The organism is Kineococcus sp. DHX-1, assembly GCF_042473625.1.
GTDB lineage: Bacteria > Actinomycetota > Actinomycetes > Actinomycetales > Kineococcaceae > Kineococcus.
Genome location: NZ_CP170445.1, coordinates 852,491 through 875,150, shown reverse-complemented (window position 1 = coordinate 875,150; position 22,660 = coordinate 852,491). Strand labels below are relative to the sequence as shown.

Here is a 22,660-nt window from a genome sequence, read left to right as displayed (position 1 = left end):
GTCACGTCACGCGACGGAGGTTTCCAGCACGTACTCCGTCCCCACGGTCGCCGTCCACGTGAGCTCGCCGTCGCCCTTCGCCACGAGTTCACCCTCGGCCGTGGTCACGGTGACGTCGGCCCCCTGTGCGCGGACGGCGAGTTCCCCGTCCCGCCCGGCGACGACGCGCCCACCGGCCAGAGCCCCGTCGGACCAGCTCAGGTCGACGGTGTGCCCACCCCGGGCCCGCAGCCCGCGGACCGAACCCGACGTCCACGCAGGCGGCAGCGCCGGGAGCAGGTCGAGCCCGCCGTCGTGCCCCTGCAGCAGGGTCTCGGCGATGCCGGCGACGACGCCGAAGTTGCCGTCGATCTGGAAGATGGCGTTCCCCGGCCAGTCGCTGTGCGGGTGCAGGTCGAGCAGCGAGTCGGACATGAGGTCCTCGACGAGGACGCGCAGGTGCTCCTGCGCGGCGGCCCCGTCCCCGAACCGGGCCGACAGACCCACGACCCACGACCGGCTCCAGCCGGTGTGACCGCCGCCGTGGCTCAACCGAGCCTCGAGCGAACGGCGGGAGGCCGCGAGCAGGTCCGGGGTCCGGCGCCGGGTCGTGCTCGTCCCGGGGAACACCCCGTACAGGTGCGAGACGTGCCGGTGCCCGGGTTCGGCCGACTCCAGACCCGGTCCCCACTCCTGCAGCACTCCGTCGACGACGGCGGGACCGGCGAGCCGGGGCAGCGCCGCGCGGACCTCCCGCGCGAGCTCGTCCTCGTCCTCGCCCGCGCGGGCCAGCAGGTCGAGGTAGTGGGTGAACACCTCCCGGGTCAGTTCCCGGTCCATCGTCGCCCCGGCCGTCACGGCGGCCGACGACCCGTCCGGCAGCAGGAACTGGTTCTCCGGCGACGTCGAGGGGCTCGGCAGCAGGTTCCCGTCGTGGTCCTCGACGAGGAAGTCCAGGGCCGCGGCCGCGGCCGCGCGGTGCACCGGGAGGGCCACGTCGCGGACGAAACCGTCGGCGGCGGAACCGAAGTCGACGTGGTCGTAGGTGTGGGCCGCGAGCCACGGCAGGGCCGAGGGCCAGTTCGACCAGAACGGCCGGCCCTGCACGGCCCGGGAGAACCGCCAGACGTCGGTGTTGTGGTGGACGATCGCGCCGCGGGCGCCGTAGTCCAGGCGGGCCGTCTCCTGCCCGGCCTCGGCCAGGTCCCGGGCGAGGTCGAACAGCGGGGTGTGCAGTTCGGCCACCCCGGTGCTCTCGGCCGCCCAGTAGTTCATCGTGACGTTGATGTTGGTCGTGTAGTTGCTGCTCCACCCGGGCCGGACGTCGGTGTTCCAGATGCCCTGCAGGTTCGCGGCCTGCGTCCCCGGGCGGGACGAGGCGACGAGCAGGTAGCGGCCGAGGTCGAACACCTGCTGGGCCACGGCGACGTCCGCCTCGTGGCCCGGGGCCGCCGTGACCTCGAGGTCGACGCGGTCGAACCACCGCCGGTGCTCCGCTGTCGTCCGCTCGCGCAGGTCGGCGGTGGGGACACCGGCGGCGGCGAGCACCTGCTCGCGGGCCTGCGCGGCCAGTGCCTCGAGGTCGGCCGACGGGCGCGCGTTCCAGCCGCGGAACCCCGTGACGACGGTCGCGGTGAGGCGCGCGGTGCCTCCCTCCCCGTGCACGAGCGCGGCGACGGCGAAACCACCGCCGCGCGCCACAGTGCCGTCGGCGTCGGGCACGTCGTCGGCGTACCGGACGGGGTCGTCGTCCGGCACGTAGTTAGGGATCACGGTGGCGGGCACCCGCCCCGCCGCGAGGACCAGGGTCCCGCCGGCCGTCTCCTCCGTGCGGTGCAGGCCCAACGGGTGCGGGCTGGTGAACTCCACCGCGGGCAGGGCTCCGCCGTCCCAGACGGTCGTGGCGACGAGGACGCTCGGGTCCGGGGCGACGAACGCCTCCAGCGCGTGGTCGGTGCTGCCGCGGCGGTAGCGCGTTGCGGCCACCGCCGTCGCCAGGTCGAGGTCCCGCGCGTAGTCCTCCGCCGCCCCCGCGGACGGGTCGAAGGCCCAGCTGAGCCGGCCGACGGGCTGGTAGGACTCGGTGTACCCGTCGGCGTGCAGCTGCAGGGCCAGCTCGTCCGCGCGGTGGTGGTCCCCCGCCGCGACCGCCTCGCGCAGGGCGGGCAGCACGTGGGCGGCGCCGCCTTCGGTGCGGGGTTCCAGGGGACCGCCGGACCACAGGGTGTCGGCGTTGAGGTCGAACGTCTCGGTCCCGACACCCCCGGAGACGGTGACCCCCAACCGCCCGTCCCCCAGCAGGAACGCGTCGGCGAAGCGGGTCGCCGGTCGGTCGCAGCGCAGGACGTGCCGGGGGGCGGGCTGGTGGGTCATGTCTCTCCGTACGTGGTGGTGGTGCGGGACGTTCGACTGCGGGTCACTTCGAGGCGTCGTACGCCTTCTGCTGGATCTCGAGGTACCGCGGCAGACCCGTGGACTGCAACTCCTCGACGTAGGACGTCCACGCGCCGTCGTCGTTCACGTCGCGGCTGCCGGTGATGAATTCGGCGCTGGCCTGGGCGACGAGGTTCTCGATGTTGGTCGTCAGCTCGGCGACCTCCGCGGACTCCTCCTGCGGCACCCACACCGACCAGTACGGGAAGACCTGGTCCTCCGGGACGTACGGTTCGTACAGCTTGCTGGCCTCGAAGAGCTTGCGCTCGTAGCCGTCCGCGGGCTGGACCTGAGCGTTGCGGAACTCCGCGTTCTCGTTGTACTGGGCCAGCGCGCCCCACCCGTCGTTGGCCGGCTTGACGTTCGGGTCGGCCTCGGGGATGCGGGCGATGGGCGTGAGGGTCTCGTCGAGCGCGGTCTCCCCGGGCTCGGGCTTGAACCAGTCCTTGCCCTCGATGCCGAACTCGGCCCGGAGGTGCTGGTCCTGCGGGAACATGTGGTCCAGCATCTTGATGGCCGCGACCTGCTCCTCCTCGTCGGCCTTGTTCGTCAGCGCGAACGTGGCCCCGGGCATGCTCGGCAGGTTGTAGGACGCGAACTGCACGCCGCCCGGGCCCTTGAGCGGCGGCAGCGCCTGGTAGGCCTTGTCGCGGCCGTCGTCCTGCCCGGTCGTCACGAAGATCCCGGGGTGCAGGACCGTCGCGGCCCCCACCAGGGGCGCCTCGGCACTGTCCCCCTTCGCCAGCAGGGCGTCGCGGTTCTGGGTGAAGGCGCCGGGGTCGATGAGGCCCGCGGCGTACATCTTCTTCATGAACGCCAGGGCGTCGCGGTAGGCGTCCTGCTGCGCCTGCAGCGTCACCTTGCCGCCCTGCAGGGTCAGGGTCGACGGGTAGGTCGCACTGCCCTGGGGGTCGTAGAGGAACGCGTTGGCGAAGTACGGCAGCAGGACGTCGTCGACGCTGGAGGTCAGCGGGATCTCGTCGGCCTGGCCGTTGCCGTTGGGGTCCTGCGTCTTGAACGCCATCATGACGTCGAAGAACTCGTCGGTCGTCGTGGGCATCTGCAGGTTCAGCTTCTGCAGCCACTCGGTGTTGATCCAGAGCTTGGCCTGGTAGCTGCAGTGGTAGCAGTCGTTCCACTGCGGCATGCCGTAGATCTTGCCGTCGGGGGCGGTCGCCAGGGCCTCGAAGTCCGGGGAGTCCGCGAACGCCTGCTTGATGTTCGGCGCGTGCTGGTCGATGAGGTCGTTCAGCGGCTGCAGGACACCCTGCTGGCCGTAGCGCAGGAGGTCCTGCTGGGAGAACTGGTCCACCCACGGGATCATGAGGAAGACCTCGGGGTAGTCCCCGCCGGCGAGCTGGATGCGACGCGCCTCGGCGGCCGTCGTCCCGTCGTACGTCGTGGTCTGCCAGTCGAACGTGTACCCGGTGAGCTCCTCCATCTCCTTGGAGAAGGAGTTGCTCCCCAGGTCCACGTCGGGGCCCTGCGCGGCGAAGATCGAGAGGTTGTCCGCGTCGCCCGGGTCGTCGCCGCCGGAGCAGGCGGTCGTCGCGAACAGCGTCACGGCGGCCAGGCCGACGGCGAGCGTGCGGGCACGGGAGCGGAACCGGCTGGGACTGGACATGGGGATCCCTTCGAGGGGCGGCGACGACGGCGTCACCGGAGCGGACGGGAGGGTCGAGCGGGGTTCAGCCCTTGACGGCGCCGACGAGGATGCCCTTGGTGAAGTAGCGGGCCACGAACGGGTAGACGAGCAGCAGCGGCACCGTGGCGATGACGATGAGCGAGTACTTCAGGAGGTTCGCCAGCTGCTGGCGTTCCATCATCGCGGCGGCGTCGGTGCTGCCGCCGGACGTGTTGAGCACGAGGATGTTGCGCAGGACGATCTGCAGCGGCGCCAGGTCGGGGTCGCGCAGGTAGAGCAGGGCGTCGAAGTAGGAGTTCCACTGGGCGATGCCGTACATCAGCGCGATGACGGCGATGAGGGGTTTGGCCAGCGGCAGCACGACGGTGAAGAGGATCCGCAGGTCGCTGGCCCCGTCGATCGCGGCAGCCTCGTGCAGCTCCTCGGGGATCGAGGACCGCAGGAACGCGATCGCGATGATGACCTGCCACACCCCGATCGCCTGCGGCAGCAGCAGCGCCCCCCGGGTGTCGAGCAGCCCCAGGGCCTGCACCACGAGGTAGGTCGGGATGATGCCGCCGGCGAAGAGCATCGTGAAGACGACGGCCTTGGTGATGACCGTCCGGCCCCACAGGTCCGGCCGGGACAGCGGGTAGGCGATCATGATCGTCAGGGTCACGCTGATCGCCGCGCCGGCCAGGGTGTAGAAGACCGAGTTGGCGAAGCCCGTGAGGATGGCGGAGTTGGACAGCGCCACCTCGTAGCCGCGCAGGGTCGGCTCCACGGGCCAGAGGAACACCCGCCCGGCGGACACGGCCGCCGGCGAGCTGAACGAGCTCGCGACGATGTAGACGAGCGGCACCAGGACGATGACGAGCGCCGTCACCAGCAGGACGTAGACGCCCACCATGAAGACCTTGTCGACACCCGGGTCCTTGACCTGCCGCGCGCGGTGCACCTGCTGCGGTCCCCGGGTCCGCCGCCGCGGTTCCGTCGTCGTCCCGCTCACCACAGACCACTCCCCGTGACTCGTTTGGCGACCTTGTTCACCGTCAGCAGCAGCACGAGGTTGATGACGGAGTTGAACAGGCCGATGGCGCTGGCCAGGCTGAAGTCGGCGTTGATGAGCCCGACCTTGTATGTGTAGGTCGCGATGACCTCGGACTGCGACAGGTTGAGCGGGTTCTGCAGGAGGAACGCCTTCTCGAACCCCAGCGACATGACGTTGCCGACGCCGAGGATGAGGATGATGACCGCGGTGGGCGCGATGCCCGGCAGGTCGACGTTGATGATCTTCTGCAGCCGGTTCGCGCCGTCGACGCGCGCGGCCTCGTACAGCGTCGGGTCGATGCCGGCCAGCGCCGCGAGGTAGATGACGGCCGAGTAGCCCGCCGTCTGCCACACGTCCGTCCAGACGTAGATGTGCCGGAAGGCGTTCGGGTCGCCCAGGATGTTCGGGTCGTCGGCGCCGAAGAAGCCGAAGACGTCCGACATGAGACCGATCCGCGGCGACAGGATGAGGATCGTCATCGAGACGATGATCACCGTGGAGATGAAGAACGGCGCGTAGGTGACGAGCTGCACGGTCTTGGCGAAGAAGCGCAGCCGCACCTCGTTGATCGCCAGCGCCAGGACGATCGGGATCGGGAAGCCCGCCAGGACGGCGTAGACCGACAGCAGGAACGTGTTCGACACGATGCGCCCGAACACGGGGTTGTCGAAGAAGCGCTGGAAGTTGGCCAGGCCGACCCAGTCGCTGCCCCAGATGCCGTCGACCACGTTGTACTGCTTGAACGCGATGACGGCGTTGACCATCGGGACGTACTTGAAGACGACGAACCACAGCAGCGGGACCGACAGCATGACGTAGAGCTGCCAGTGCCGCCGCAGGCTGCGCCGGGCCGCCGAGGGCGCCCGGACGCTGGTGCCGGCCGCGTCCGCGACCTTCCCGGGTCGCAGGGGGGTCAGCGCCACGACGACGACCCATTCATCAGACCACTGTGCTGAGCTGCGGCGCGCTGTGCATCGGTACAACGCTGGCCGCCGCCGAAGATCCTGTGCGCGAGCACGGCGCCTCCTCATCGAGTACGTCAGGCGGGATTGGCTGCGACCGTATTCGTCAGATGTTTGGGGTGTCAAGACACAGCGGCACTCAGTGCCACACACAGGAACGGCCGCCCGCGGGTGCGGGCGGCCGTTCCGGAGGGTGGAGGAGTCAGTGTGCGGTGGTCGCGGCCTTCTCGCGCTGGCGCCGGACGTACGCCCGCGCCCACGGGTCGGCGAAGCGGGCCAGGACGGGACCGAGCACGGCCATGACCAGCACGTACGCGGCGGCCAGCGCCGCGAGCCGCGCATCCACCCCGGCGGCCGTCGCGAGCCCGGCGATGACGATGGAGAACTCCCCGCGCGGGATGAGGGCGGCGCCCGCGCGGATGCGGCCGGGGATCGCGATGCCCGCGCGACGGGCCGCCACCCACCCCGTGACGAGCTTGGTGACGACACCGACGACGACGAGCACCAGGGCGGGGAGCAGGACGGGGGGCAGCGAGCTGGGGTCGGTGGACAGGCCGAAGGAGACGAAGAAGACCGCGGCGAACAGGTCGCGCAACGGTTCGAGGCGGTGGTGGGCCTCCGGCGCGAGGTCGTTCGACAGGCTGATGCCCAGCAGGAACGCGCCGACGGCGGCCGAGACGTGGAGCTGCTCGGCGACCCCCGCGACGAGCAGCGCGAGACCCAGGACGCGCAGCAGCGTCACTTCGCCGGAGCCACCGGAGACGAACTTCGAGATCACCGAGCCCCAGCGCAGCGCCACGACGAGCGCGACGGCCAGGCAGGCGAGGGCGATGAGCACTGAGCCGGTCGCCTCCCAGACCCCCGAGGCCGCGAGCACCGCGGTGAGGATGGGCAGGTAGACGGCCATCCCCAGGTCCTCCAGCACGAGGATGCCCAGGACGGACGGGGTCTCCCGGTTGCCCAGGCGGCCGAGGTCGGCGAGGACCTTGGCCACGATGCCCGAGGAGCTGACGGCCGTGATGCCGAACATCGCCAGCGCCCCGACCGGCCCGAAGCCCAGCAGCAGCCCGAACGCCGCCCCGGGCAACCCGTTGAGCAGCAGGTCGAGCACGCCGACAGGCGCCTGCCGTCGCAGGTTGCCCAGCAAGTCCCCCGCGGAGTACTCCAGCCCCAGCAGGAGCAGGAGCATGACGACGCCGATCTCGGAGGCGGCGTCGAGGAAGCCCTCGGGGGCGTTCAGCGGGACGACGCCGCCGGCCCCGAAGGCGAGCCCGGCCAGCAGGTACAGCGGGACCGGGGAGATGCCCAGCCGGCCGGCGAGGCGACCGACGAGACCGAGCCCGAAGATGACCGCACCGAGCTCGATGAGCAGAGCAGCGGTGTGCACCTGTTCCAGACCCGTTCCCCTCCTCCTGCTCCGACCGCGGGCTCGACACCCGGTGGGGCGTCAGCCGTTCTGCAGCAGCTCCGCGGTGGCGCGGACCCCTTCCTGGGTCCCCACCACGACGATCTTGTCACCGGAGGAGAACTGCTGGGACGGCGCGGGCGACGGGACGACCTCCCCGTTGCGGACGAGGGCGACGACCGAGGCGCCCGTGCGGCTGCGGATGGCCGCGTCGCCGAGCGTCCTGCCGACGTAGGGCGAGGAGTCCTCGAGGTAGATGCCCTCGGTGGCCAGGCCCTCGATCTGCTCGCGCAGGCGCGCCAGGCGCTCGATGACGCGGGGCTGACCGAGCAGCTCGGCGAGCACCTCGGCCTCGTCACCGTCGAGGTCGACGACGGCGTGGCACGCGTCCGGGTCGTCTTGGGAGTACACGAGCAGCTCGCGCTCGCCGCCGCGGGTCGAGATCACGCCGATGCGCCGTCCGCGCGCAGTGGTGAAGTCGTGCCGCAGCCCGACGCCGGGCAGCTTGGTCTCTTCCAGGTCCACGGTCCTCAGTGTCCTCCAGCCTCGAGGGAGCCGACGACCAGGGCGGCGGCTGTCCCCCGGACGCCGCAACCGCGCGACGTCCTGCCCTCCTCAACACCGCGGCGGGCCGGACCCATCCCGTCCCGGACCCGCCGGGGCGGGCCCTTGCCCGGCGGGGATCCGTCGTGCATGATCTGCGGACCCGCGGTGCAGCGATGCACACCGCCGTGCACGGACGTGATCGTCGGTGTCAGGGCGGCGGTGCGGTCAACTGAAGACACACCCATTCCACAACGGATCGTCCGGCACGTACCTGCCGGTGGAAGGACATCAACGATGGCTACGGTCACGTTCGACAAGGCGACGCGCATCTACCCGGGCGGCGACAAGCCCGCCGTGGACGCCCTGGACCTGCACGTGGAGGACGGCGAGTTCCTCGTCCTCGTCGGCCCCTCGGGCTGCGGCAAGTCCACCTCCCTGCGCATGCTCGCCGGTCTCGAGGACGTCAACGGCGGACGCATCCTCATCGGTGACCGCGACGTCACGACGGTCCCGCCGAAGGACCGCGACATCGCGATGGTGTTCCAGAACTACGCGCTCTACCCGCACATGACGGTCGCCGACAACATGGGCTTCGCCCTGAAGATCGCCGGCACCCCGAAGGACGAGATCAAGCGCCGCGTGCAGGAGGCGGCCAAGATCCTCGACCTCGAGCAGTACCTGACCCGCAAGCCGAAGGCCCTCTCCGGTGGTCAGCGTCAGCGTGTCGCCATGGGCCGCGCCATCGTCCGCCAGCCGCAGGTCTTCCTCATGGACGAGCCGCTGTCGAACCTCGACGCCAAGCTCCGCGTCCAGACGCGCACGCAGATCGCCTCGCTGCAGCGCCGCCTGGCCGTCACGACCGTCTACGTCACCCACGACCAGGTCGAGGCCATGACGATGGGCGACCGCGTCGCGGTCCTCAAGGACGGTCTGCTGCAGCAGGTCGACACCCCGCGCCGCATGTACGACCACCCGAACAACGTCTTCGTCGCCGGCTTCATCGGCTCCCCCGCCATGAACCTGCTGACGCTGGAGTCGACCGACGGTGGCCTGAAGTTCGGCGACACGGTGCACCCGGTGGAGCGCTCGCTCCTCGCCGGCACGGGCAACAAGGTCACCCTGGGCGTCCGTCCCGAGGACCTCGAGCTGTCCACCTCCGGTCTGCCGGTCCAGGTCGAGGTCGTCGAGGAACTCGGCGCCGACGCCTACATCTACGGCTCGCTCGCGCAGCCCGGTGGCGAGTCCCACCAGGTCATCGCGCGCGTCGACGGCCGCCGTCCTCCGGAGAAGGGGGCGACGGTCCACTTCACCCCGAAGCAGGGCCACGTCCACCTCTTCGACGTGACCAGCGGCCAGCGCATCGGCGCCTGAGCGCTGACCGCCTGACGCCAGGGCCGTCGCTCCCCCCGGGGGCGGCGGCCCTGCGTGCTGACGGGACCGGGACGCGGAGGACGGGGACTGAGAGGATGGACGCGTGAGCACCTCGACGGCGGCGTCGCTGCAGATCACCGCTGCCCGCCCGTACCCGGAACTGCTGGACCTGCCGTGGGACCTCCCGCTGGAGGAGTGGCCCGAGGAGCACCTCGCCGCCCTGCCGCGAGGGATCTCCCGGCACATCGTGCGGTTCGTCAAGCTCGGCAGCCGGGTCCTGGCGGTCAAGGAGACGAACGCCCCCATCGCGCACCGCGAGTACCGGATGCTCCGCCTGCTGAACCGCCTCGAGGTGCCGTCGGTGGCCCCGGTCGCCGTCATCACCGGCCGGGTCGGCCGCGACGGCGAACCCCTCAACGCGGTGCTCATCACGCGCCACCTGCAGTACTCCCTGCCCTATCGCGCGCTCTACAGCCAGACGCTGCGCCCCGACACGGCCAAGCGGGCCGTCGACGCCCTCGCGGTGCTGCTCGTCAAGCTGCACCTCACGGGTTTCTACTGGGGCGACGTGTCCCTCTCGAACGCCCTGTTCCGCCGCGACGCGGGGGCCTTCGCGGCCTACCTCGTCGACGCCGAGACCGGCGAGCTGTACGACGAGCTCTCGACCGGCCAGCGCGAGTACGACGTCGACCTGGCGCGCACGAACATCGCCGGCGAGCTCATGGACGTCGTGGCCTCCGAGGCCCTCGACGCCGACATGGACGAGGTCCTGGCGATCTCCGACCGCATCGTGTCCCGCTACCGGGTCCTGTGGGCCGAGCTCACCGAACCGGAGTCCTTCGAGCGCGGTGACCGCTGGCGCGTCGAGGCCCGCATCCGCCGCCTCAACGACCTCGGGTTCGACGTCGGGGAATTGTCCATCACGACCGACATCGACGGGACGACGGTCCGCATCGAGCCGAAGGTCGTCGATGCCGGCCACCACTCCCGGCGGTTGCTGCGCCTGACCGGCCTCGACGCCGAGGAGAACCAGGCCCGGCGCCTGCTGAACGACCTCGACTCCTACACGGCGGCGAACGGCCGGCAGGGCGAGGACGAGGAGATCGTCGCCCACGACTGGGTCGCCGACGTCTTCGAACCCGTCCAGCGCGCCGTCCCCCGCGAGATGCGGGGCAAGGTCGAAGCTGCTGAACTGTTCCACGAGGTGCTCGAGCACCGTTGGTACCTGTCGGAACGGGCGTCGCGCGACGTGGGCCTCGAGGAGGCCGTCAACTCCTACGTCGTGGGCGTCCTGCCCACCAAACCCGACGAACGGGCCGTGCTGGGCGTCGACACCCAGCAGATCCCGATCGTCGACCCGGACATGTACTGAGCCGGGCACCGAACCGCCACCCCGCTCCGTTGGAGGACGCTGTTGTCTGCTGAGAACCCCCGTGTCGTGCTGACCGGGGCCGCCGGGAAGCTCGGCCGCATCGTGCTGCGCGACCTGCTCGACCACGGTTTCTCCGTCCTCGCCCTGGACCAGGCGCCGCCGCCGGGACTGACGGACGCCGACGACGCGCAGTTCGTCCGCATCGACCTCACCGACCACGGCGCGGTCACCGAGGCGATCACGGGCCGCATCGAGGAACGCGGCGGCCCGTTCGACGGCGTCGTGCACCTCGCGGCGATCCCCGCGCCGGGCCTGGCGCCGAACGGCACGACCTTCCGCAACAACTCCGCCGCGACGTGGAACGTGTTCGACGCCGCACGCGCTGCCGGGATCCGCAACGTCGTGTGGGCCTCGAGCGAGACGGTCCTCGGCCTGCCCTTCGACGCCGCTCCCCCGCCGTACGCGCCGCTGGACGAGGAGTACCGGGTGCGCCCGGAGTCCACGTACTCCCTCGTGAAGTCGCTCGAGGAGGAGATGGCCCACCACTTCTGCCGGTGGCAGCCGAAGCTGACGATGACGGGGCTGCGGTTCTCCAACGTCATGCACGTCGAGGACTACGCGCGGTTCCCCTCCTTCGACGCCGACCCGCGGCTGCGCAAGTGGAACCTGTGGGGCTACATCGACGCCCGCGACGGCGCCCAGGCCGTGCGCAAGGCGCTGCAGCGCAAGGGGCCGGGTGTGGAGGTGTGCATCGTCGCCAACGCCGACACCGTCATGACGCGGTCCTCGGCCTCGCTCATGGCCGAGGTGTACCCGGACGTCGAGGTCCGCAAGGAACTCGCCGAGCACGAGACGCTCCTCTCGATCGACAAGGCCCGCCGACTGCTCGGGTACGAACCCGAGCACTCCTGGCGCGACCACGTCTGACGCGCCGCACCTCGACGCACCGCACCTCGACGCAGGGCCCCGGGTGATCCCGGGGCCCTGCGTCGTTCCCGGGAGGTCATGCCCCGCAGGACACTGGTCGCCGCTGCGCCGGGTCGCCCACGTCCCGGGGCCCGACGCGCTCCACCCCGCCCACTCCCGGCCGGCCTCGTGTTCCGGACGATGCCCACCCCGAGCTCGCCGTCGGCGGCGTCGGTGCCGTCGTGGTCCCCGGCGTGCGCAGCGCACCTGGGTCGAGCTCCGGACGGTCGTGGACGGGCTGCACGCCTGTCGAGGCCAGTGTCGCCCGTACTGCACCCGCGGCCAGGTCCGCGCCGGTGCCTGCTGCGTCCGCAGCAGGCACCGGCCTGCGCACGCGGCAGCCGGGAACCTGCGCCCGGACGACGACGGGGCCTGGTCCCGTCGGAGACGGTGGACGTCCCCTCATCCGGAAGGAAGCCCGTGGCTCACCTGCTCTCCCGTCTGGGCACCGCCAGCGCCCGCCACCGCTGGATCGTGGTGTCCGGCTGGATCGTCGCCCTCCTGGCCCTCGCCGGCGTCACCCTCACCGGGATGCGGTTCAGCGACGGGGGCTTCGACGTCCCCGGCACCCCCTCCAGCAAGGCCATGGGGGTGCTGGAGCAGGAGTTCGGCGCCGGCGGCACGCCACGGTCCCTGCAGCTGGTGGTCGCCGCCCCTGCAGGGCAGCAGCTGACCGGCGCCGACACCGTCGCCGAGGTCGCCACGGCCCGCGCCGACCTGGCCGGGATCGCCGGTGTCACGGGCGCCTCGGACCCGTTCGACGCGGCGCGACCGGTCACCTCCCCCGACGGGTCGACCGCGGTCGTCACCATCGGCGTCGCCGCGTCCGCCGACGCCGAGGCGGTCACCCGGCAGGTGGGCGCCGTGGCCGCGCAGCTGAGGGCGGACGGTCTGCGCGCCGAGGTCGGGGGGTCGCTGGAGTCGGGGGTCCCCGAGATCCTCGGCCCGACCGAGGTCGTCGGCGCCGCCCTGGCGTTCCTCGTGCTGCTGCTCACCTTCGGGTCGCTGGCCGCCGCCGGCGCCAACATGCTCGGGGCCCTGGTGGGCGTCGGCGTGGGGGTGCTGGGGGTGCTGGCCTCGTCGGCCCTGCACCCCATCGGCTCGACGACTCCGGTCCTGGCGGTGATGCTCGGACTCGCCGTCGGCATCGACTACTGCCTCTTCGTGCTCGCCCGCTTCCGCTCCGAGCTGCGCGACGGCGCCGCGGTGGACACCGCCGTCGGACGGGCGGTCGGCACGGCCGGGTCGTCGGTGGTCTTCGCCGGGGCGACGGTGGTCATCGCCCTGGTCGGGTTGACCGTGGTCGGCATCCCCTTCCTGGGCGAGATGGGGCTGGCGGCCGCCGCCGCCGTGGCGGTCGCCGTCGTCATGGCGCTCACGCTCCTGCCGGCGGTGCTGCAGGTGGTCGGACGCCGCGCCCTGCCCCGCCGGGAACGGGACCGGACGGCCCAGCACCGCGTCCCGCCGGCCGACGCACCCGGCGTCCTGGCCCGGTGGGTCGACGTCGTGACGCGGCACCGGGTGGTCAGCCTGTTGGGCGGTTGCCTGCTGCTGGGTGCGGTGGCGCTGCCGCTGACCTCCCTGCAGACGACGCTGAGCGTGCCCGGCGGCGAGGACCCGCGCTCGAGCCAGCGCGCCGCCTACGACCTGGTGGCCGACGCCTTCGGTCCCGGCGCGCAGGACCCGCTCGTCGTCCTGGTGCGCCACGACGACGTGCAGCAGGTGCTCCCCGCCGTGCAGCAGGACCTGGCCGGCCTCGCGGGTGTGGCCTCGGTCGTGCCGGCGGCGACCTCCGCCGACGGCGACACCGCGATGCTCACGGTCACCTCGGCCCACGGCCCCCTGGACGAGCGGACCGAGGAGCTGGTGCGCGACCTGCGCCAGCGCAGCGGAGCCGTGCAGGGCGCGCAGGTGCTCGTGACCGGCGGCACCGCCGTCGGGCTGGACTCCGACGAGCAGCTGAGCTCCGCCCTCGTGACCTACCTCGCGATCATCGTCGGCCTGTCCCTGGTCCTGCTCGTGGTGCTCTTCCGGTCCGTGCTCGTCCCCGTCGTCGCGACGGTCGGGTTCCTGCTGTCACTGGGGGCCGGACTGGGGGCGGCCGTGGCAGTCTTCCAGTGGGGCTGGCTGGACCCGCTGGTGGCCGCTCCGCAGGGCAACCCGCTGCTGAGCCTGCTGCCGGTCGTCGTGACCGGCATCCTCTTCGGGCTGGCGATGGACTACCAGGTGTTCCTCGTCTCGCGGATGCACGAGGCCCACGCGCAGGGGGCGTCCCCGCTGGACGCGGTCCGGGCGGGCTTCCGCCGCTCGGCTCCGGTGGTGGTCGCCGCGGCCGCCATCATGGCCGCGGTGTTCGGGGGCTTCGCCTTGAGCCCGTCCTCCCTCGTGGGCTCGATCGCCCTGGCCCTGGCGGTGGGAGTGGTCGCTGACGCCTTCGTGGTGCGGATGGTGCTGGTGCCCGCGGCCCTGGCCCTGCTGGGTGAGGCGGCCTGGTGGACGCCCCGCTGGCTCGACCGCGTGCTCCCCCGCATCGACGTCGAGGGCTCGACGCTGACCCCGGGCCCCGGGCCGGCCCTCGCCCCCGCTCAGCCCGCGCGCGGCCGGGACGAGGACGCCGTCACCCCGAGCGGGTCCGTGGACGCGAGATGATGTCGACGCGCGTCGCGGGGACCCCGGTCGACGGTCCCCGCGGGGCGCGGACGGGAGGGTGGATGCAGCACACGGGACGACCTGCGGTCCCGCGGTCCTTCGGTCTGGGGCTGCACCGCCTGGAGCTGGCCCTGGACGGCGCCGCCCTCGTCGCCGTCGTCGTCGAGCTGGTCCGCGAGGCCGACGCGGCGGCTGCGGGTGCGCTCCCGGTGGTGCTCCTCGTGGTGGCCGCCGCCGCGGCCCGCCGGCGGTTGCCGACCGTGGCCGCGGTCGCGGCGGTGGTCGCCAGCGGTCTGACGCTGCTCGTCCCGGACGCCGCGGTGGCGGTGTGGGTGGTGGCGCAGGTGTGCCTGTTCTCGCTCGCCCTGCGCGGGCCCCGCTCGAGCACGCTGCGGCTCGGGGGCACCCACGCGGCCCTGCTGTACGTCGGCACGGTCCTGACCCTCGGTGCAGCCCCCCTCGACCCGCTCGCCCTGCTCATGCCGGTCTGGACCGCGGCCGTGGTGGCCGCGGGCCTGTTCCTGCGCACCAACGCCGACTACGTGTCGGCGTTGGAGGAGCAGCACCGCTCGCAGGAGGAGCGGCGGCGCAGCGAGGTGCGCCACCGGGTCGACGAGGAGCGCCTGCGCATCGCGCGGGACCTGCACGACTCCGTGGCCCACACTGTCTCCGCCGTGGCCATCCACGCGGGAGCCGCCGAACGGCACCTGACCACCAGCCCCGAGCGCGCCCGGGCCGCCCTCCAGCAGGTCCGGGCCTCGGCGCGGGCCGTGGTCGAGGAGCTGCAGGCGGTCCTCGTGGTGCTGCGCTCCCCCGACGACCTGCCAGTGCCGGCGGGCCCGGTCCCCGGCCTGGACTCGCTGGCGGACCTGGTCGAGGCGGCGCGGGCCACCGGGATGGACGTCCACCTGACGGCCGACCACGGCGTCGGCGAGACCGACGTCGGCACCGAGGGCGCCGGCACCGAGGGCGGCATCGACGTGGCGGTGGGTCTGGCCGCCTTCCGCATCGTGCAGGAATCGCTCACCAACGCCCGCAAGCACGGCGCCGGCCCGGTGACCGTCACCACCTCCCGCACGACCCGGGAACTGCGCATCGAGGTGACCAACCCCGTCGGCGCGCAACGCGCGAGCGCCTCCCCCGCCGGGTTCGGCGTCGTCGGCATGCGCGAGCGCGCGGCCAGCGTGCGCGGCACGCTGGAGACGATCGAGGCCTCCGGCGTCTTCACCGTCCGCGCGGTGCTGCCGGCGCGAACCCACGACGCCTCGAAGACCCAGGAGGAGGCATGACCACCGTTGTGCTGGTCGACGACCAGGCCGTCATCCGGGCCGGGCTGCGCAGCGTGCTGGAGTCCGCCGACCTCGACGTGGTCGGGGAGGCGCGCGACGGAGACCAGGCCCTCGAGCTGGCCCGGGCGCTGCGGCCGCGCGTGCTGCTCATGGACCTGCGGATGCCGGGGTGCGACGGCGTCGCCGCCACCCGAGCCGTCCGGGCGGACCCCTCGCTCGCCGACGTGCGCATCCTCGTGCTCACCACCTTCGAGGGGGACACGGACGTCGTCGCCGCCGTGAGCGCGGGAGCGGACGGATTCCTCGGCAAGTCGGCGGAACCGGACGAGATCATCGCCGCGGTGCAAGCCGTCGCCGCCGGTGAACCGTGGTTGTCGTCGCGGGCCTCCCGAGCGGTCATCACGCACCTGTCCACGGCGGCGCCCCCGGTCCGGGAGGACGTCCCGCCCGAGCTGCTCCGCCTCGTGCAGACGCTGACCCCCCGGGAACGGGAACTGGTGGCCGCGGCCGCGCGAGGCGATGACAACGCGACCATCGCGGGGAACCTGTTCCTGTCCCCCGTCACCGTCAAGACGCACCTCAACCGCGCCATGACGAAGCTGGCGGTCCGGGACCGCGGCCAACTGGTCGCCGTGGCACACCGCGTCGGCCTCGTCGGGTCCCCGCACCCCGCTGCCCCGAGCGCTGTTGCACCTGCGCCACCGCCGGCCCGCGGACCTCGGCTGATCTGAGAAGGAGGCACCGCGACGTAGGGCACAGCCCGGGAGCCGGGGTCCACGGTCCGGCCCGCCGCTGGGGACGCGGCGGATCCCGCTGTCGGCAGGCCGACGTCGGGGCGCCGTCCCACCACGGGTCACAACGACCTCAGGACACGGACCCGGTCGGCGCGCCAGCGGCGGGTGAACGCGGAGTCGAGGGCCATGCCGTCGTACCCGTGCGGCGCACCGGGGTGGACGTGCAGTTCGGCCTCGACCCCGGCCGCCCAGAGCTTGCCCGCGTAGGCGACGCACTCGTCGCGGAAGATGTCGAGGGAACCCACTTCGAGGTAGGCCGGCGCGAGTCCGTGAGCGTCCTGCAGTCGTCCGGGAGCCTCCACGGCGCTGACCGCCGGACCTCCAGCCCGGTCGCCCAGCAGGGCACGCCATCCGGCGAGGTTGTCCAGGTGTGTCCACGTCGTCGACCCCAGCAGGTGGGGATCGGCGGTCGTGGTGCGGTCGTCCAGCATCGGGAACACCAGCACCTGGTGGCTGAGCCGAACCCCGGCGTCACGGGCCAGCACCGCCACCGCAGCTGCGATCCCGCCGCCGGCCGAGTCGCCCATCACGGCGATGCGCCGGGGGTCCACGCCGAGGTCGACGGCGTCCTCGTGCAGCCAGCGCAGCGCGGCGAGCCCGTCGCGGGCGGGAGTCTCCCCGCTTGCCTCCGGGGCCAGGCGGTAGTCCACCGACAGGAACGGAACTCCGGACCACTGGACGTACTGGGCCACGTAGTGATCGAAGACCTCGACGGAACCGCCGATGAGCCCACCGCCGTGGAAGTAGACCACCGCCGGACCGGGGCCGCAGGTGCGGGAAGTCCTCGTGTCGGTGTACCAGCGCACGGGCACGGGGGCGCCGTCGTCCGCGAACACGACCGCGTCACGGCGGGCCACGTCGGGGGCTGGAGCCGAGGCGGCGAAGTCCGCTGTCATCGCCGCGTCCATCCTCGCCCGCAGGGCCAGGGGCTCCGGCACCCGGCCGTCGGCGTCGCGGTCCGGGGCTTCGACGGCGCAGAGGTCGGCGAAGAGGGGCGCGAGTCGCAGCGTCTGTCGGGGCTGGCGGGTGCGCGTCACCGGTCGTCCCGGGCGTCGACGAGGAAGCGGGTGGCTCGCCGGGGCCGCAGGTAGGCGACCTCGTAGACGAGGGCCGCGAGCAGGATCCCTCCGGTGATGAGCAGGTCCCGGGAGGCCGACTGCGCGATCGCGTACGTGAGGGCCAGGACGACGAGCACGGGGGCCAGGGGCCACAGCGGCATCTTCCACCCGCGGTGCGGTCGTCGGCGGACCCTGAGGGCGGCGAAGGCCAGGAGCAGGTACACCACGGCGACGATGACGGAGGTGACGCTCACGAGGGATTCGATGTCGGCGACGTAGGCCAGGACGGCGCCGGGCACGGCGACGACGAGGGTCGCCACGACGGGGCTGCCGAAACGCGGGTGCAACCAGGACAGGGCGCGGTTGACGGCGCTGGGCCAGGCCCGGTCGCGGCCGGAGGCGTACAGCACGCGGCCGTTCTGCAGCACCATGACGATGACCGCGTTGAGGATGGCGACGGCGATCCCGGCGCTGACCCCGGCGGAGACCCCAGGACCGGCCCACGACGTGACGAAGTCGGGAATCGTGAGCCGCCGGAGGTCGGTGAGGTCGCCGGCGCCGAGGACGACTGCGGCCGTCGGCACGAGGATGACCACGGACCCCACGGCGATGGACCAGAACACCGCGCGAGCGACGTCGCGGCGGGGGTGGACCATCTCCTCGGCGAGGTAGGAGGCGGTGCCGAAGCCGTTGACGATGAGCATGGACGTCGTGAGTCCGGCGACGAGCACCGCGAGGCTGAAGGGCGAGAGAGAACCGTCGACGAGCGCCTGCGGGTGCAGCAGCGTCCCGGCCGGCCGTTGGGCGTGGGAGAACCCCAGGCCCGCCACCACCCCGGCCGTCACGACTTCGAGGGCGAGGAAGGCGCTGGTGACGACGGCGTTGGCGCGGATGTCGAGGATCGCCGTGGCGGCCGCGAGCAGCAGGACGACGGCTCCGGTGGTCGAGCGGTCCAGGTCGACGATCGAGGTCAGGTAGTCGGCCGTGCCGAGGGCGATGATCGGCGGGATCACCACGAGCAGGGCCGCGGTCAGGGCGAAGGTCAGCCACCCCAGCGTCCGGCCGAGGGTGCTGGTGACCATGACGTACTCCCCGCCAGAACTCGGCGAGCGGGTACCGAGCTCTGCGTAGCACGCCCCGACGGCGACCGAGATGACGACGCCCAGGACCAGCGCCAGGACCACGCCGGAGCCCTGCGTGGCCAGCAGCTCGGGCACGATGATGAACAGGGTCGAGGCCGGGGTGATGCAGGAGACCGTCAGCAGAACCACCGCGGTAACGCCGAGGACAGGCGCCAACCTCCGTGCCGGCGTCGACGTCGGCACCCCCAGGGGTGTGCCGGCAGGGGGCAGCGCCATGGACGACTCCTTTTGAAGGGCTTTCAAGAACGGGTCGCGCCACTGTGGCGCCGCCGGCCTCCTAAGGTCAAGGGGTGACTGCTCCGGGGGTTCGACGTCAGCGACGACTGGAACACCCCCGCGAACAGGTGCTGGAGGAGGCGTGGTCACTCCTGGTCGAACGGGGCCTGGCGGACCTGAGCCTGTCCGAGTTGGGGCGGCGGCTGGGCACCAGCGCCGGTCACCTGTCGTACTACTTCGGCAGCAAGAACGGGCTCCTACTGGCGCTGCTGCAGTGGAGCGAAGACGAACTGGCCGCCGAGCGGGACGCCATCCTCGCGTCCGGAACGCCTGCTGCGCAACGTCTCCACGCCCTGTGTGTGCTGAACTTCCCGCGGGCCCCGGGGGACCCGCGGTGGTTGTTGTGGGCCGAACTGTGGCCCCGGGTTCCGCACGAACCGGACCTGCGCACCGCTCAGCAGACGTACGACGCCCAGTGGTTCTCCGCGGTGGAACAGGTCGTGCGCGAATTCACCGACGACACCGTGGCGGTGACGCAACGGGTCATCGCCCTGATGAACGGGATGGGCATCTCACTGCTCATGGGAGATCCCGACCTCACGATCGAGGTCGCCTGCGCTCACGTCCTCGCCGTGGTGCCCCGGCCCCGGTGAGACGCGGCGACCGCCAGCGCACAGGCGCTGCGGTGCCGCCCCCGTCAGATGCGGTGGATCCACCCGCCGTCGACGTCGATCGTCTGCCCGGTGATCCAGTCGCTGGCCGCGGAGGCGAGTAATACCTGGGTTCCCGTGAGGTCCGTCGGGTCCCCGAGCGGGAAGGCGACGCCCGAGGCGGCGTGGGCGTCGCGAGCCGCCTCCCCCGCGGCGGCGGACCCCGTCGGGGTGTTCGTGAACCCCGGAGCGATGGCGTTGACACGGATGCCGTCGGCCGCCAGCTCGTGGGACAGGTGGGCCGTCAGGGACACCAGGCCGATCTTGGTGACGCCGTGGACCCCGGAGGGCAGGAACGCCCCACCGGAGACCTGGTTGACGATCTTCCCGTACCCCTGCTGGAGCGGGGCCGGCAGGACGGCACGGGTGCAGCGCAGGGCTTCCGTGAGGTTCACGTCGATGATCCGCTGCCACCGCTCGAAGGGCAGTTCGGTCACGGGCACCGGCTCGATCTCCGCCATGAGGGCCGCGTTCTTGAGGTCGTCGAGGTCGATGTGGCCGAACACGCGGTTGCCCACGCTGGAGGTGTTGACCACGCTCCCACCCCCGTCGGCGCGGAGGTCGTCGAGCAGCAGGTGGGTCAGCAGGGATGGAGCGAGGTGGTTGGCCTGCAGGCGTCTTCTCGTGCCCGTCCGCCGTCGCCGCACGGTCGCCGAAGATGCCGCCGGCGTTGCCGGCGAGCACGTCCAGGCCCGAGCCACCGGGCTCTTCGTGGACGGCGACGGCCAGGGAACGGACGTCGTCCAGGCGGGTGAAGTCGGCGGTGAACGGGGTCGCCCCGGAGGAACGGGCCACTTCGGCGGTCTTGGCGGGGGACGGCCCGACGATCAGGACGCGGTGCCCGTGGGCCGCAACTGGTGAGCTACAGCGGCGCTGATGCCGTCCGAGGCACCGGTGATGAGGACGGTCCTCGACGTCATGCTCTGGTCCTTCCGTTCGGAGGGGGGGCGGAGACAGCACCTACCCCCAGGAGGGCACACGGTGTCAGATCCGCCAGTGACCGCTCCGGACGTGCTCAGGCTCCCGCCGGCGCACTCCGGGCACGCACGGGAACCCCACCACCGCCCGGCGCGTCCTGCAGCCCCCGGACGCTGCCCATCGCCTCGTCGAGGAGCGACGACAACCGACGAGCCGACCGGCGCCCGCCGCTTCCCCCGCTTCCGGAGCGGTCCTCGACCCAGGCGACCTGCGCCGCCTCCAGACACGCCAGAGCCGCGCTCGCCAGGGAGTGGGCACGCAGCCTCGCGGTCGCCCCCGCACGGGCGGCGCCACCACCGCTGCGTTCCAGCAGTGCGGCGATGAGCAACTCCTGCCACGCGGCCTGCTTGGCGAGGTGCGCCCCCCGCAGGGCAGGGCTGCTCAACAACATCCGCAGGAGAACGAACGACCTGTCGGGATCGGAGTCCACGGTCTGCACGAGCGCGTCGAAGCAGTGGCGGAGGGCGGTCCACGGCTCCTCGTGGGACGGCCGCTCCGACAGGGCCGAGGCCACCTGCCGGCCGGTCGCGTCCAGGCTCTGCAGGAGCACGTCCTCCTTCGTCGCGAAGTAGCGGAAGAAGCTGCGCCGGGACAGTCCAGCGGCGGCAGCGATCTGGTCCACCGTGGTGGCTTCGAACCCCTGCTCCACGAACAGGTCGAACGCCGCAGCGGAGATCTCCCCCGCCACGGCTCGACGGGTGCGCTCACGCAAGCTGGTCGAGTCGTCCACGCTGAAACGGTACCGGGTCGTCGGCGGCACGGCATGCCCTTCTCGTCCCACTGTGCCGCCACCCCCGGCGCGACCCACCGCCGGACGGACACCACCGCCACCACCCGCACTTGTTGTCATGAGTGGCATCAAGTGCCAAACCAGGCTTAGAGTGCCGACAACTGCCGGGTGGTCCGGCGAACGTGGCGAGGAGGAACATGCCCAAGGTCTGGTTCATCACCGGCGCCGGCCGCGGCTTCGGCCTGGAGTTCGCGAAGGCCGCTCTGCAGCGGGGCGATCGGGTCGCGGCGACGGCGCGCCGCGCGCGCGCTCTGGACGCGCTGGTCACCGCCCACGGCGACTCCGTGCTGCCGCTACCGCTCGACGTCACCGACCGGGAAGCGGCCTTCGCCGCGGTGCGGCAGGCGCACGAGCACTTCGGCCGCCTGGACGTGGTGGTCAACAACGCGGGGTACGGCTTGTTCGGCTCCGTCGAGGAGATCTCCGAGGACCAGCTGCGCCAGCAGCTCGAGGTCAACCTCTTCGGCGTCCTGCACGTGACGCAGGCCGCGCTGCCCCTCCTGCGGGAGCAGGGGTCGGGGCACCTCGTCCAGATCTCGACCATCGGCGGGATCGCGGCCTTCCCCAACCTCGGGGGCTACCACGTGTCCAAGTGGGCCCTGGAGGGTCTGTCGGAGTCCCTGGCCCAGGAGGTGGCGGGCTTCGGCATCAAGGTCACCCTCGTCGAACCCGGTGGGTACGCGACCGACTGGAGCGGCAGCAGCGCCGTGCACGCCGAACCCCAGCCCCAGTACGCCGCCCTGCGGGAAGCGATGGCGGCCCGGGCGCAGTCCATGGACCCCACGTCGATCGGCGAGCCGAGCGCGGCGGGCCAGGCGATCCTGGACCTGGCCGACGCCGAGGAGCCGCCGCTGCGGGTGTTCTTCGGCACCGTGCCGACCCAGCTGGCCCCCCACGTCTACCAGCAGCGGCTGGAGCAGTGGGACCAGTGGTCCTGGTTGTCCCGCAAGGCCAACGGGCACGGCGCGGTCGGCTGACGTGGAAGGGGTCCGCACGGCCTTGAGCATCGTGCTGGCGCTGCTGCTGCTCGCGACCGGCAGCGGGAAGCTCGCCGGCGCGAAGTCCTCCCGGGCGATCCGCGACAGCCTCGCAGTGGCACCACCCGCCTGGAGGGCGATCGGCGCCTTCGAGGTGCTGCTCGTCGTCGGGCTGGTCGCCGGGATCTGGGCGACCCCGCTCGGCCGGGCCGCTGCCGCCGGGGTGGTCGTGCTGATGCTGGGCGCCGTGGCTGCGCGCGTCCGCGCCGGCGGCGCCCAGCGCAACCGCGGCGTGGGCGCGGACGCCGTGGTGCTGTTCGCCGCGGTCGTCGTCGCGATCGCCTGAAC

Annotated in this window: 19 protein-coding genes; 9 read left to right on the top strand and 10 right to left on the bottom strand. The window is 72.3% G+C overall.

Annotated elements, in window-relative coordinates; translation table 11 throughout:
- Positions 1-6: 6 nt before the first annotated feature.
- The 6 genes from ACFEMC_RS04315 to ACFEMC_RS04290 form a co-directional block, all read right to left on the bottom strand.
- Positions 7-2,352 carry a glycoside hydrolase N-terminal domain-containing protein gene (locus tag ACFEMC_RS04315; RefSeq protein ID WP_380173944.1) on the bottom strand — a complete coding sequence of 782 codons (2,346 nt, stop codon included), beginning with the start codon at positions 2,350-2,352 and terminating at the stop codon, positions 7-9.
- 43 nt (positions 2,353-2,395) lie between these two features.
- Positions 2,396-4,036: an ABC transporter substrate-binding protein gene (locus ACFEMC_RS04310; protein ID WP_380173942.1), complete on the bottom strand. Its 1,641-nt coding sequence runs from the start codon at positions 4,034-4,036 to the stop codon at positions 2,396-2,398.
- Between the two features lie 64 nt (positions 4,037-4,100).
- Complete coding sequence (locus ACFEMC_RS04305; protein ID WP_380176592.1) at positions 4,101-4,946, bottom strand: carbohydrate ABC transporter permease; 846 nt, start codon at positions 4,944-4,946, stop codon at positions 4,101-4,103.
- A 95-nt stretch (positions 4,947-5,041) separates the two neighbouring features.
- On the bottom strand, positions 5,042-5,995 hold the full coding sequence (locus ACFEMC_RS04300; RefSeq protein ID WP_380176590.1) for an ABC transporter permease: 954 nt from the start codon (positions 5,993-5,995) through the stop codon (positions 5,042-5,044).
- A 256-nt stretch (positions 5,996-6,251) separates the two neighbouring features.
- Entirely contained in the window at positions 6,252-7,436 is a 1,185-nt protein-coding gene (locus tag ACFEMC_RS04295) for a cation:proton antiporter (RefSeq protein WP_380173941.1), read from the bottom strand.
- 60 nt (positions 7,437-7,496) lie between these two features.
- Positions 7,497-7,979 carry a cation:proton antiporter regulatory subunit gene (locus ACFEMC_RS04290; protein WP_380173939.1) on the bottom strand — a complete coding sequence of 161 codons (483 nt, stop codon included), beginning with the start codon at positions 7,977-7,979 and terminating at the stop codon, positions 7,497-7,499.
- 315 nt (positions 7,980-8,294) lie between these two features.
- Between ACFEMC_RS04290 and ACFEMC_RS04285 the strand changes: the two genes are divergently transcribed.
- From ACFEMC_RS04285 to ACFEMC_RS04260, 6 genes are all read left to right on the top strand, one after another.
- The gene (locus ACFEMC_RS04285) at positions 8,295-9,371 is read left to right on the top strand and encodes an ABC transporter ATP-binding protein (protein ID WP_380173938.1); all 1,077 of its coding nucleotides are present in this window, start codon (positions 8,295-8,297) and stop codon (positions 9,369-9,371) included.
- A 103-nt stretch (positions 9,372-9,474) separates the two neighbouring features.
- Positions 9,475-10,743: a DUF4032 domain-containing protein gene (locus ACFEMC_RS04280; protein ID WP_380173936.1), complete on the top strand. Its 1,269-nt coding sequence runs from the start codon at positions 9,475-9,477 to the stop codon at positions 10,741-10,743.
- Positions 10,744-10,809: 66 nt separating this feature from the next.
- The gene (locus tag ACFEMC_RS04275) at positions 10,810-11,670 is read left to right on the top strand and encodes an NAD-dependent epimerase/dehydratase family protein (RefSeq protein WP_380173934.1); all 861 of its coding nucleotides are present in this window, start codon (positions 10,810-10,812) and stop codon (positions 11,668-11,670) included.
- A 459-nt stretch (positions 11,671-12,129) separates the two neighbouring features.
- On the top strand, positions 12,130-14,358 hold the full coding sequence (locus ACFEMC_RS04270) for an MMPL family transporter (RefSeq protein WP_380173932.1): 2,229 nt from the start codon (positions 12,130-12,132) through the stop codon (positions 14,356-14,358).
- A 62-nt stretch (positions 14,359-14,420) separates the two neighbouring features.
- Complete coding sequence (locus ACFEMC_RS04265; protein WP_380173930.1) at positions 14,421-15,647, top strand: sensor histidine kinase; 1,227 nt, start codon at positions 14,421-14,423, stop codon at positions 15,645-15,647.
- The gene (locus tag ACFEMC_RS04260) at positions 15,644-16,378 is read left to right on the top strand and encodes a response regulator (RefSeq protein ID WP_380173928.1); all 735 of its coding nucleotides are present in this window, start codon (positions 15,644-15,646) and stop codon (positions 16,376-16,378) included. Before ACFEMC_RS04265 ends, ACFEMC_RS04260 begins: the two co-directional genes overlap by 4 nt.
- A 122-nt stretch (positions 16,379-16,500) precedes the next feature.
- On the opposite strand, the gene ACFEMC_RS04255 is transcribed toward ACFEMC_RS04260, so the two are convergent.
- Together ACFEMC_RS04255 and ACFEMC_RS04250 are read right to left on the bottom strand one after the other, a co-directional pair.
- Positions 16,501-17,478, bottom strand: coding sequence for an alpha/beta hydrolase fold domain-containing protein (locus tag ACFEMC_RS04255; RefSeq protein WP_380173926.1), 978 nt, complete (start codon positions 17,476-17,478; stop codon positions 16,501-16,503).
- A complete protein-coding gene (locus ACFEMC_RS04250) occupies positions 17,475-18,857 on the bottom strand; it encodes an APC family permease (RefSeq protein WP_380173924.1) in 1,383 nt (460 codons plus the stop codon). The genes ACFEMC_RS04255 and ACFEMC_RS04250 overlap by 4 nt, the downstream gene beginning before the upstream one ends.
- Positions 18,858-18,931: 74 nt before the next feature.
- Here ACFEMC_RS04250 and ACFEMC_RS04245 point away from each other — a divergent pair, with 74 nt between their 5' ends.
- Complete coding sequence (locus ACFEMC_RS04245; protein WP_380173922.1) at positions 18,932-19,510, top strand: TetR/AcrR family transcriptional regulator; 579 nt, start codon at positions 18,932-18,934, stop codon at positions 19,508-19,510.
- Between the two features lie 44 nt (positions 19,511-19,554).
- Here ACFEMC_RS04245 and ACFEMC_RS04240 read toward each other — a convergent pair whose 3' ends face one another.
- Together ACFEMC_RS04240 and ACFEMC_RS04235 are read right to left on the bottom strand one after the other, a co-directional pair.
- A complete protein-coding gene (locus ACFEMC_RS04240) occupies positions 19,555-20,214 on the bottom strand; it encodes an SDR family oxidoreductase (RefSeq protein ID WP_380173920.1) in 660 nt (219 codons plus the stop codon).
- Positions 20,215-20,582: 368 nt separating this feature from the next.
- Positions 20,583-21,275 carry a TetR/AcrR family transcriptional regulator gene (locus tag ACFEMC_RS04235; RefSeq protein ID WP_380173918.1) on the bottom strand — a complete coding sequence of 231 codons (693 nt, stop codon included), beginning with the start codon at positions 21,273-21,275 and terminating at the stop codon, positions 20,583-20,585.
- Between the two features lie 197 nt (positions 21,276-21,472).
- Between ACFEMC_RS04235 and ACFEMC_RS04230 the strand changes: the two genes are divergently transcribed.
- Both ACFEMC_RS04230 and ACFEMC_RS04225 read left to right on the top strand, forming a co-directional pair.
- The gene (locus ACFEMC_RS04230) at positions 21,473-22,312 is read left to right on the top strand and encodes an SDR family NAD(P)-dependent oxidoreductase (protein WP_380173916.1); all 840 of its coding nucleotides are present in this window, start codon (positions 21,473-21,475) and stop codon (positions 22,310-22,312) included.
- 31 nt (positions 22,313-22,343) lie between these two features.
- A complete protein-coding gene (locus tag ACFEMC_RS04225; RefSeq protein WP_380176588.1) occupies positions 22,344-22,658 on the top strand; it encodes a DoxX family protein in 315 nt (104 codons plus the stop codon).
- Positions 22,659-22,660: the final 2 nt, after the last annotated feature.